This is a genomic window from Rhodococcus sp. NPDC057014, assembly GCF_042673295.1.
Lineage (GTDB): Bacteria > Actinomycetota > Actinomycetes > Mycobacteriales > Mycobacteriaceae > Rhodococcus_F.
Genome location: NZ_JBHUSF010000325.1, coordinates 1 through 10,174 on the forward strand (window position 1 = coordinate 1; position 10,174 = coordinate 10,174).

A 10,174-nucleotide genomic window follows, 5' to 3' on the forward strand; every position below is an offset into this window, starting at 1 on the left:
CGTGACGCGCGATTTCCTTGGCGGCGAGGGCGCCGGTGACGGGGCCGAGGGTCACCCCGAGGGTGCCGTGGCCGGTGGCCAGGTACAGGCCCGCCGGCCCGGGGACCGGGCCGATGATCGGCAGGTCGTCGGCGGAGGTGGGACGGTGACCGACCCACTGGATTTCGACGTCGGTGGGGCGCCAGTCCTCGAGGAAGCTCAGGCCCTGCCGCACCACCATGTCGAGGCGCTTCTGGTTCAGCGTGAAATCGCGATTGCCGATGTCGAAGGTTCCCGACAGCCGCACGGCGTTGCCGAACGGTGAGCAGGCCACCATGTTCTCGTACAGCTTGAGCGGATGCGCCGGGGCGGTGCCCTCGCCGAGCGCGGTCATGCTGGTGCCCTTCGCCGCTTCGAGCGGCACCGTCACTCCGAGCGGGGCGAGCAGGGTGCGGCTGGGGTAGCCGGCGGCGACGACGACGTTGTCGGCGACGATCTCCCGCCCGGACTCGGTCGTCACCATCCACTGGCCGCTGCTGCGGGCCGTGATCGCGGTGACCGCATCGTGTTCGGCGACCTCGCCGCCGCCTGCCTGCACCCATTTCGCCAGCCCCTGACACAACGTCTCGGGCCGCACGTGCCGTTCGCTCTCGAGGTGCAGCGCACCGGCGAGGTCGCGGCGGATCGCCGGGTCGAACTCGGCGGCGTCCTCACCGCGGTAGACCTTGACGCTGCCCACGTAGCCGAGCGCACGCATCTTGGTGACGATCTGTTCGTAGTGGACGAGGTTCTCCTCCTCCTTGAACACCACCGCCAGCCCGTCGGTGTACTGCTCGAAGCTCACGCCCCGCTCGATCAGCGAATCGAAGTAGCTGTGCGCGGGTCGGGCGAAGTCCTGCAGGGCGGCAGTGCTTTTCGCGTTCCGCTTCTTGGTGCTCGCGCGCAGGAACTTCGTGATCCAGCCGGCGAAAGCGGGTTCGAGGTGTGGGCGCATCCGGGCCGGTCCCTCGGTGCTGGTGAAGCTGCGCAGCGCGTCCCGGACCGCACCCGGTGCGGCGCGGGGGGTGGACAGGAACGGGGTCACCCAGCCGGCGTTGCCGGCCGATGCCGCGGCACCGACGGCCCCGGAATCGACGACGGTGACCTGGTGGCCGAGTTCGGAGAGTTCGTATGCGCACGAGAGTCCGATAACTCCCGCACCGACGACGGTGGTCCTCACTGGTTTCTTCCTGACTGTGTGTCGAGTAGTTGCCGGACGGTGGCGCGGGCGTCACGGTAGGTCCGGTCGAGAATGCTGTGAGCGGCGTCGCTGTCGTGGCGTTCGACCGCGTCGAGCAGGTGCGTGATATGACTCCAGGTGGCCAGTCCGTGCTCGATGGCGTTGGTCACCCAGAGGCTCTTGTACGGACGGCAGGTATCCCACAGCTCGCGGACCATCTTCAGGAGCACGTCATTGGGGCCGGCGGAGTACAGCGCCATCAGTAGGTGTTCGTCCTGCCGGACGGCTTCGACCACGTCACCGCGTTCGGACGCCGCCTGCAGCAGTCCCCAGTGGTGGTGCATCTGCTCCAGGACACCGTCGTCGCAGCGTTCCACACCGTCGCGGGCGGCGGCGGGCTCGAGCATGATGCGGATGTCGTAGACGTGTTCGAGCTCGTCGATGCTCAGCACCCGCACTGTCGCGCCGCGGTACGGTTCGACGACGATCAGACCGGCCTGCTCCAGTCGCCGGAAGGCCTCACGGACGGGCATGTCACTGGTGCCCACCTGTGCGGCGACTTCGCGGATCCGCAGTTGCTTACCCGGTTCCCACTCCCCCTGCGCGATCCAGCCGCGCAGTGCCTCGAAGACCTGGTCGGCGAGCAGCGACGAGGACACCCGGTGCTTCAGTTGCGCCGACAGCGGAGCGCTCAGGGTGGGCGCGACCGACGGCGCGGCGGCGCGAGTAGATCGCGTTGCGCTGGACTCGGAGGCGTCGATCATGGTGAGAACCCTTCGTGGATGCGATTGCGAGAGGTGGTGCTGCTCAGGTCTGTCGGCGGTAAGCGACGGCGTCGAACTCGACCGCGGTGCGACCGCGGAAGCGGGAGACCTCGACCGTGGTGCGGGCCGGCGCGCCGTGCACGGTCACCACCGAGGTGTAGACCTCGTTGAGTTCGGGCAGCTTCTCGATATCGGCGACGTAGCCGTTGATCTTGAGCACCGTCGACCAGTCCGCGCCGGCGGCGCGGAGCGAGGCCTCCAGGTTCGACAGGGCCGTGCGGACCTGAGTGGCGAAATCCTCCGACGTACTGCCGTCGGCCTCGACCGGCAACGCGCCACTCGTCCAGACCAGATCCCCCAGCGCGACGGCCGCAGAGTAGGGCGCCGAGGCCGGGGTCGACTTCAGGCGGACCAATTCCCGCTCGACGAGACCGTTCGTACTGGTCATAAAAGAAACCTCCGGGATGCTGTTGCGTGGCTTGCAGGATGTCGTCGATGTGACACCAGCCACTCTAGATTTGATCGAATATCGAAGTCAAGGAAAAGGAGATTTTCGATCAAATATCGCTTAGGTCTCGGTGAACGGCCGCAATTCGGGTTGCTGTCGAGGTTTCTTGCCGCTGAAGTCGGTCAGCGCGATACGCGGGTGAGCAACGCGCGCAGCGAGCTCTTCGCGGCCGTGTACGACCGCCGCAGGACCTGCTCCGCTGCCGCCCCGTCGTTGACGTCGACCGCGGCAATCAGCTCCGGCTTGTAGTGCCAGATGTGAACGTCCCCTCGGCTGGCGGCGTCACTGGCCCACAGCACCTTGTAGGGGCGGCACCGATCCCACAGTCCGTGGATGATCTCAGAGAGAACGTCGTTGCCGGTAGCCGTGTAGAGCTCGTCGAGCAAGAGCTCGTCCCGTCGCAGCGCCTCGGTCACGTCCCCGACGCGAGCCGCCTCCTCGAGCAGCAGCCAGTGCTCCTGCATGCGTGCGACTACGTCCGGCCCCGCAGCCACAGCCCCGAGACGGGCGCTTTCACCTTCGAGCAGAATGCGCACGTCATAGGCATGCTCGAGTTCGCCCACATCGAGTCCTCGGACCCGAGCGCCTTTGTACGGTTCGTGAACGGCGAGTCCGGCCTCCACGAGTCCGCGCACTGCTTCGCGCACCGGCATCGCACTGGTGCCAACCATCTCGGAGAGTTCCCGCACTGCCAGCCGGCGGCCGGGAGGCAGTTGACCGTTGACGATCCACCCCCGCAGGGTGTCAAAGACCTGTTCGGCAAGCGGCGCGGCGACGACGCCCGGGGGACGGGTCGGGACGGCGGCGGGAGGGGTAGGCGCCTGTTCCGGCTCCGTCCGCACGCTCTCCCCCTGTCCAGGCACGACTCGAGTTTACCCCGGCTCGGTGCCGACCCGACCGCCGGCTGGCGCCGCCAACACCGTCGACATTTCACCCGGTGCCGCTTGAACACAGGCACTGCTTGCAGGCCGCGACCGCCGAGTTGCAGGTCGGTCGGGGCACCGCGATCATCGGCGATGCCTGCGGCCACGGCTCGATCAGCGGATGACGACGTCGTCGGTACGGAACCTCACCTTGCCCAGGAAGGGTGCTCCCGGCGGGCGAAACCCCTCGGTTGTTCCGGAGGTGCCCATTCCCACGTCACGAATAGTCAAATTCGTAGCACTCGTGCGCATTTCGCATCGGAGCTGCAACACGGGCGTCGCGGATCCTCAGGTCGCAGTCATCCGAATCCCTTCGGTCTACTCCCATTCGATGGTTCCCGGGGGCTTGCTCGTGATGTCCAGCACCACGCGGTTGACGTCGGCGACCTCGTTGGAGATCCGAGACGAGATCCGCTCAAGGACGTCGTACGGCAACCGCGTCCAGTCGGCGGTCATCGCGTCCTCGCTCGAGACCGGACGCAGCACGATAGGGTGACCATACGTCCGGCCGTCGCCCTGGACACCGACGCTGCGGACGTCGGCCAGGAGCACCACCGGGCACTGCCAGATCTGGTTGTCCAATCCAGCCGCCGTGCATTCTTCGCGCGCGATCGAATCCGCGTGGCGCAAGATCTCCAGCCGACTTCGGGTGACCTCACCAATGATGCGGACGCCAAGGCCCGGACCGGGGAATGGCTGACGCCCCACGATCGCTTCGGGCAAGCCGAGCTCCCGACCGACCGCACGCACCTCGTCCTTGAAGAGCAGTCGCAGCGGCTCGACGAGAGTGAACTGCAGGTCTTCGGGCAGCCCGCCCACGTTGTGGTGGCTCTTGATGTTGGCGGTGCCGGTACCGCCGCCCGACTCCACGACGTCCGGGTACAGCGTTCCCTGGACGAGGAAGTCGACGGTTTCGCCGTTCGCGGCGCTCTCCCCCAGCACTTCGCTGACGGCGCCCTCGAACGTCCGGATGAACTCGCGGCCGATGATCTTGCGTTTGGCCTCCGGTTCGGACACCCCGGCCAGCTCACCGATGAAGGTATCAGCGGCGTCGACGGTGATGAGCTTGGCACCGGTGGCGGCGACGAAGTCCTGCTCCACCTGCGCCCGCTCGCCGGCACGCATCAGACCGTGATCTACGAACACACAGGTGAGTCGGTCACCGATCGCCCGCAAGACGAGCGCGGCCGCTACGGCCGAGTCGACGCCGCCTGACAGACCGCAGATCGCCTTGCCGTCGCCGACCTGCTCCTTCACCTGTTCGATCAGCGCATCGGCGATGTTGGCGGGCGTCCAGGTCGGTGGAATGCCCGCGATCTCGTGAAGGAAGCGGCTCAGCACCTGCTGGCCGTGAGGCGAGTGCAGGACCTCGGGGTGGTATTGAACGCCGGCGAGCTTGCGCGCGCGGTCCTCGAACGCGGCGACCGGGGCACCCTCGCTCGTAGCTGTCACCTCGAATCCCGCGGGCGCCTCCGTGACGGCGTCACCGTGACTCATCCACACCGGCTGCCGCGCGGGCAGGCCGTCGTGCAACACGCCTCCGGTCACTTGGAGTTCCGTGCGACCGTACTCTCGTGTGCCGGTATGCGCGACGGTGCCACCGAGTGAACCGGCCATCGCTTGGAATCCGTAACAGATCCCAAAAACGGGGATGTCGTGTTCGAACAGTGCCGGGTCGAGGTGCGGCGCCCCGTCTGCGTACACACTCGACGGCCCACCCGACAACACGATCGCTAGAGGGTTCTTGGCGGTAATCTCCTCGACGGTGGCGGTGTGTGGAACCACCTCCGAGTAGACGTTCGCCTCACGCACCCGTCGCGCGATCAGTTGCGCGTATTGCGCGCCGAAATCGACGACAAGGACCGGTCTCTGCTGGCTGAAGCGAAGTTCTTGGGGGACTACCACGTATCAAAGTCTAGATTCGTGGTTATCGCCACGGTAAGACTGGGGGTCAGCGCCCATGGTTGTGCATGACGTGCTTGGCACGGGTGTAGTCATCGAGTACGTAGATAAACAGATCGCGGCCGTTTCCGGAGCCCTTGAATTCACCCACGGCGCCTGGTTCGCGAGCACCAGATGCGAGTTCCCTGAGACGGTGCCGGGGTCGATGCGGCTGGGGTTGTCGTGACTGTCGGGGGACGTTCTTGGTCCGGCACCAGTGACAACGTTCAGCGTTCGGCAGGCAGCAGGTTGCCGACGAGTTCAGCAAACTTCAGTCTCGTCGAAGGACCTGCTCGGACGACCTAATCACCAGGGTGTTGCCTGCGGCGAGGATGTGCCAATCTTCCAGGCAGCCATCGGCAAGGTGGATAGTTCCACGGGGCCACCCCGAGAGGACGATACAGCACCAACCAGTTGGTTTTCTTGGAGAATGGGCCAAAAATCGCCCACCTTTTCGGCGTCAGCGACGATATCCTGGGAGGGGCTGAACTACTGGAGTACGAGGTCCCATGGATGGGCGAAATCGACCCGTCGAAGACTCAACGCTTTGAGGTCACGGCGGAACTAGAAGACGTCGGGTTTGGCGATGCCCTGGAAATCGGCCGTGGCGGTTTTGGTGCAGTGTTCCGATGTACCCAGATCGAATTGAACCGCGTCGTCGCGGTGAAGATTCTGACCGCGGACTTCGAGGGCGAGAACCGAGAGCGGTTCGTGCGGGAACAACAGGCCATGGGGCGACTGACAGGTCACCCAAACATCGTCGCGGTGCTGCAGATCGGAACCACAAACACTGGCCGCCCCTATCTGGTGATGCCGTATTACTCCCGGGGCTCGCTAGACACCCGAATTCGTGATCAGGGTCCCCTTACGATGGAGGAGACCCTACGGCTCGGAGTGAAGACTGCGGGTGCGCTCGAGAGCGCTCACCGTGCGGCCATTCTGCATCGGGACGTCAAACCTGGCAACATCCTTTTCACTGACTACGGAGAGCCCGTGCTGACGGACTTCGGGATCGCACGCCTCGCGGGGGGCTTCGAAACCACCGAGGGCTCAGTTGCAGGGTCACCTTCATTCACTGCCCCGGAAGTACTTGGCGGCCATCCACCATCTTCTGCCTCCGATGTTTATGGATTGGGCGCCACGCTGTTCGCGGCCCTCACCGGACACGCGGCGTTCGAACGGCACAGCGGCGAGCAGTTGGTCGCCCAATTCTTGCGAATCACGACCGCACCGGTGCCTGGTCTGCAAGTCGGTGAATACGGTAAAGATCTGTCCGCAGTGGTGGAGCAAGCGATGTCTCGGGACCCATCAGAACGACCTTCCCCTGCGGCGCTAGGCGACACGCTGCGGGATATTCAAGCTAGCCGCGGATTTCCGGTCGACGAGATGGCGCTGTCGGAGAAGCCGGCCGTCGGATCAGCCGAAGCTCGCCGAGAGAGCCGGGTATCACCCGGCTCAAGCTACCGCGTGGTTGGACGGGCTGTAGCAACAGCGCGAGGAGGTCTTCCCCTGCAGCTCACAAGCTTCGTTGGACGCCGTTCCGAACTTGTTGAAACGAAGCGTCTGCTGTCGAAATCACGATTGGTGACGCTGACGGGCATCGGCGGGGTCGGTAAGACCCGCTTGGCGTTGCAGGTGGCTACGGGTGTACGGCGTGATTTTCCAGATGGGGTGTGTCTGGTCGAACTCGGCGAGCTGCGTGACGGAGCTCTGCTACCGGGGGTGATCGCAGCTGCGTTGGGGTTGAGTCCACAGGGGCGCCCGGCGCTTGAGCTCCTGACGGAGGCTCTCGCGTCGAAGAAGCTCATTCTGGTGCTCGACAACTGTGAGCAGATCGTGGACGCGACTGCCCGTGCGGCGGAGGTTCTCCTTCAGACCTGCCTGAAGATTCGGATCCTCGCCACCAGCCGTGAGTGCTTAGGCATTGGTGGCGAGGCGGTGCTTAGAGTGCCGCCGCTCACCGTTCCCGATCCGAATCGGCGGCCGGACTTGCAGGGTGCACCCGCGTACGAGTCGATCAATCTCTTTGTCGATCGTGCTGCTGCAGCTGCGCCCGGCTTCGCGCTCACCGAGGACAACACCGCCACCGTGGCGCAAATCTGCCATCACCTGGATGGTTTACCGCTGGCCATCGAACTGGCGGCAGCCCGATTACGGGTGCTGTCGCCGGAGCAGATCCTGCAGCGCCTGACCGATCAGTATGCTCTTCTCACCCGTGGAACCCGCGACGCCCCCTACCGCCAACAGGCTCTGCAGTCATGTATTGACTGGAGCTACGAGCTGTGTAATTCAGATGAGCAACGACTCTGGGCGCAGCTGTCTGTGTTTGCTGGCACCTTCGAGCTCGACGGTGCTGAATACGTATGTGCTTCCGCCTGCGAACTGGACGGTATGGTTGACGTGCTGACTTCGCTGGTCGATAAGTCCATCCTCATCCGCGAGGGAGCCGGCACAGGAGTTCGGTTCCGTCTGCTCGAAACGCTGCGCACTTACGGTCAGCAGAAACTCGAACACTTCGGGGAATTCGCCACGGTGGGTCAGCGGCATCGAGACTGGTACCGGCAACTCGCCCTCGATGCCGATGCAGAGTGGATCAGCTCCAGACAACTCGAGTGGATCGCCCGACTCGACCGCGCACAGCCGAACCTTCGAGAGGCGCTGGAATTTTGTCTTGCAAATGACGGAATGGGGTCCGAGGTCGGCCTTTCGTTAGCAACCGCGATGCAGCCGTTCTGGGCCTCCCACGGCCAGCTTGGAGAGGGACGATACTGGCTCGATCGTGCGCTCAGTCGACCAGGTGCCGCGACAGCTGTCCGCGCCAAAGCCCTGTACCGCAACTGCACGATGGCTGAGGGTCAAGGTGACCGCGTAGCGGCTACTAACCTATTCAAGCAGGCGAAAGCCCTCGCCGGGGAGTCTGACGACTCCGTCGTGCACATGTTCGTCGAGTTCACCGAGGGGCTTATTGAACTATATGACGGTAATTCTCCTCGGGCGTGCTCATGTTTGGAGGCTGCTCTCGGGAAGTGCGTAGAGATGAACGACATCAGCACACAAATACGGGTGACTCTCGCGCTCGGACTTGCATACGAACGTAGTGGCAACTCAGAGTGCGCCATGGACTATTGCAAGAAGGCTCTTGAGATGACGGAGACGCGAGGCGATTCCGTGTATCGGTCAATCGCTTCCGGGGCGATGGCCCTCGCCACATGGCGCGGGGGTGACAGAGACCGCGCGGTCCTTCTTTTGCGCCAATCGGTTCGCCTCACGAGGCAGCAGCAGGATCCGATAATGGCGGCCGCTGCGTTGGAAACACTGGCATGGGTTGGTTATAGCGACAAGACCGCGCGGCAATCAGCCGTGCTGATGGGCGCTGCCCAGATGCTTGGTAAAGCGGCAGGGATTTCTAGTGTGACCGTTCCTCATCTGCCCAACTACCATGAGAAATACGAGCAAGCTGCCCTTCGGGTGTTAGGTCCGCGGGCGTACAAAGCTGCCTACCGTGAAGGGACCTCGTTGAGTCTTGATGCCGCGACCAGCTATGCCTTGGGCGAGCAGCCCAATGCCGCGGAATCCGTTACAACTCCCTCGACGGAGCTGACCAAACGTGAACGTGAAGTTGCTGACCTAGTCGCGGAGGGAATGACTAACAGAGCCATTGCTGGGCGCCTGGTCATTTCAGTTCGCACAGCCCAGGGCCACGTCGAACACATCCTGACAAAACTCGGATTCACCTCACGAGCGCAGATCGCCGCTTGGGTTGCTGAACAGCGACAACACTGACGCGCAATTGATTTTAGTTCTCCGCGACGGCACTCCGATCGCGGGGTCTCGTCACAGTTCTGCTGTTCGGCAAGTCGGATCGACCTCGGAGCGAACGTGGCGCCCTCGGTGGGTCGTGACACCGATTGTCTGCATCCCCAGAACCGCCGACAGGTCGCCGACACCGCGATCTACGGGTAGCAGGTCCTAATCGAGGATCCGGGCCGCCGGTTCAAAGCTTCAATCGGCTTTTGAGACATTGTGTTTGCGGACGCCAGCCACCGAGGAGCGGAGGTTCGCCAGGCGACCGGGATGGCGATGACCTGCAAGCCGGTCGGGCCGGCCAGGCCCGGTGGCGGGCGATCGACGCACCACGCCTGGTGAAGTTAGTGCGGGCTGGTGGTGTCGGCGAGTGGGGTGAGGTCCTCGGTGACCCCACCGTCGACGCGGCCATCCTCGAACGGCTACTGCACCGGTCCGTCGAGCTCACTCCGGATGGGACTCCTACGCCTTCGGGGATCATTACGCGCGCTCCGAAACCTCCGCAAAGCCGCCACCCGACCACGCCAACCGATACAGCAATCACCGCTCACAGGTAAGCACTGTCGCCGAGCACGTCTGGGCACTTTCGCTGATCGTCGTCATCAGGCACCGGCGACCAAGGCCTCCCGACAACCCTCGATACACGGCTTGTGGCCAATGCTCATCCCGATGTCTTGCCGATTCCTCGACTGCCCGCCGCGTTCGGGCGCAAAATCATCTACGGTCCCTTTGGCAGCGGCTCCACGATCGCCGGTGCGGGCGCTGTCCGGAGGGGGCTATCCGACTGGGGATCGGAGGTCGGGGGTTCCGATCTGGGCTGGCGGCGGCCATGTGGAATCAGCAGAGAAACGATCAATCCGAGGGCTCCGACGGCGCCTGCGGTGAGGTAGGCCGCCTGGAATGCCTCGGGTGTGTATACCGGTGAGCCGGCCACGACAGCGGCCACGGAACTGCCGAGGATGGCGAAGATCAGTACTTGCACCACCGCGCCCGCAATCGAATTGACCGATGCGTTCATGCCGAGGGCGACGCTTCG

6 protein-coding genes and 1 pseudogene are annotated in these 10,174 nt (G+C 64.2%); 1 reads left to right on the forward strand and 6 read right to left on the reverse strand.

Annotated elements, in window-relative coordinates; genetic code table 11:
* The 5 genes from ACFTZB_RS37755 to guaA all read right to left on the reverse strand — a co-directional run.
* Positions 1-1,198 (reverse strand): NAD(P)/FAD-dependent oxidoreductase (locus tag ACFTZB_RS37755; RefSeq protein ID WP_378439834.1); only part of this gene is annotated, 1,198 nt, incomplete at its 3' end.
* Positions 1,195-1,962 carry a GntR family transcriptional regulator gene (locus ACFTZB_RS37760; RefSeq protein ID WP_378439836.1) on the reverse strand — a complete coding sequence of 256 codons (768 nt, stop codon included), beginning with the start codon at positions 1,960-1,962 and terminating at the stop codon, positions 1,195-1,197. The genes ACFTZB_RS37760 and ACFTZB_RS37755, both read right to left, overlap by 4 nt.
* 43 nt (positions 1,963-2,005) lie before the next feature.
* A complete protein-coding gene (locus tag ACFTZB_RS37765) occupies positions 2,006-2,410 on the reverse strand; it encodes a RidA family protein (RefSeq protein WP_378439838.1) in 405 nt (134 codons plus the stop codon).
* Positions 2,411-2,592: 182 nt separating this feature from the next.
* Entirely contained in the window at positions 2,593-3,333 is a 741-nt protein-coding gene (locus tag ACFTZB_RS37770) for a GntR family transcriptional regulator (RefSeq protein ID WP_378439840.1), read from the reverse strand.
* A 378-nt stretch (positions 3,334-3,711) separates the two neighbouring features.
* Positions 3,712-5,298 carry a glutamine-hydrolyzing GMP synthase gene (guaA, locus tag ACFTZB_RS37775; protein ID WP_378439842.1) on the reverse strand — a complete coding sequence of 529 codons (1,587 nt, stop codon included), beginning with the start codon at positions 5,296-5,298 and terminating at the stop codon, positions 3,712-3,714.
* 549 nt (positions 5,299-5,847) lie between these two features.
* Between guaA and ACFTZB_RS37780 the strand changes: the two genes are divergently transcribed.
* Positions 5,848-9,117, forward strand: coding sequence for a protein kinase (locus ACFTZB_RS37780; RefSeq protein ID WP_378439845.1), 3,270 nt, complete (start codon positions 5,848-5,850; stop codon positions 9,115-9,117).
* A 739-nt stretch (positions 9,118-9,856) separates the two neighbouring features.
* On the opposite strand, the pseudogene ACFTZB_RS37785 reads toward ACFTZB_RS37780, so the two are convergent.
* Positions 9,857-10,174: pseudogene (locus ACFTZB_RS37785) on the reverse strand (hypothetical protein); the annotation flags it as partial.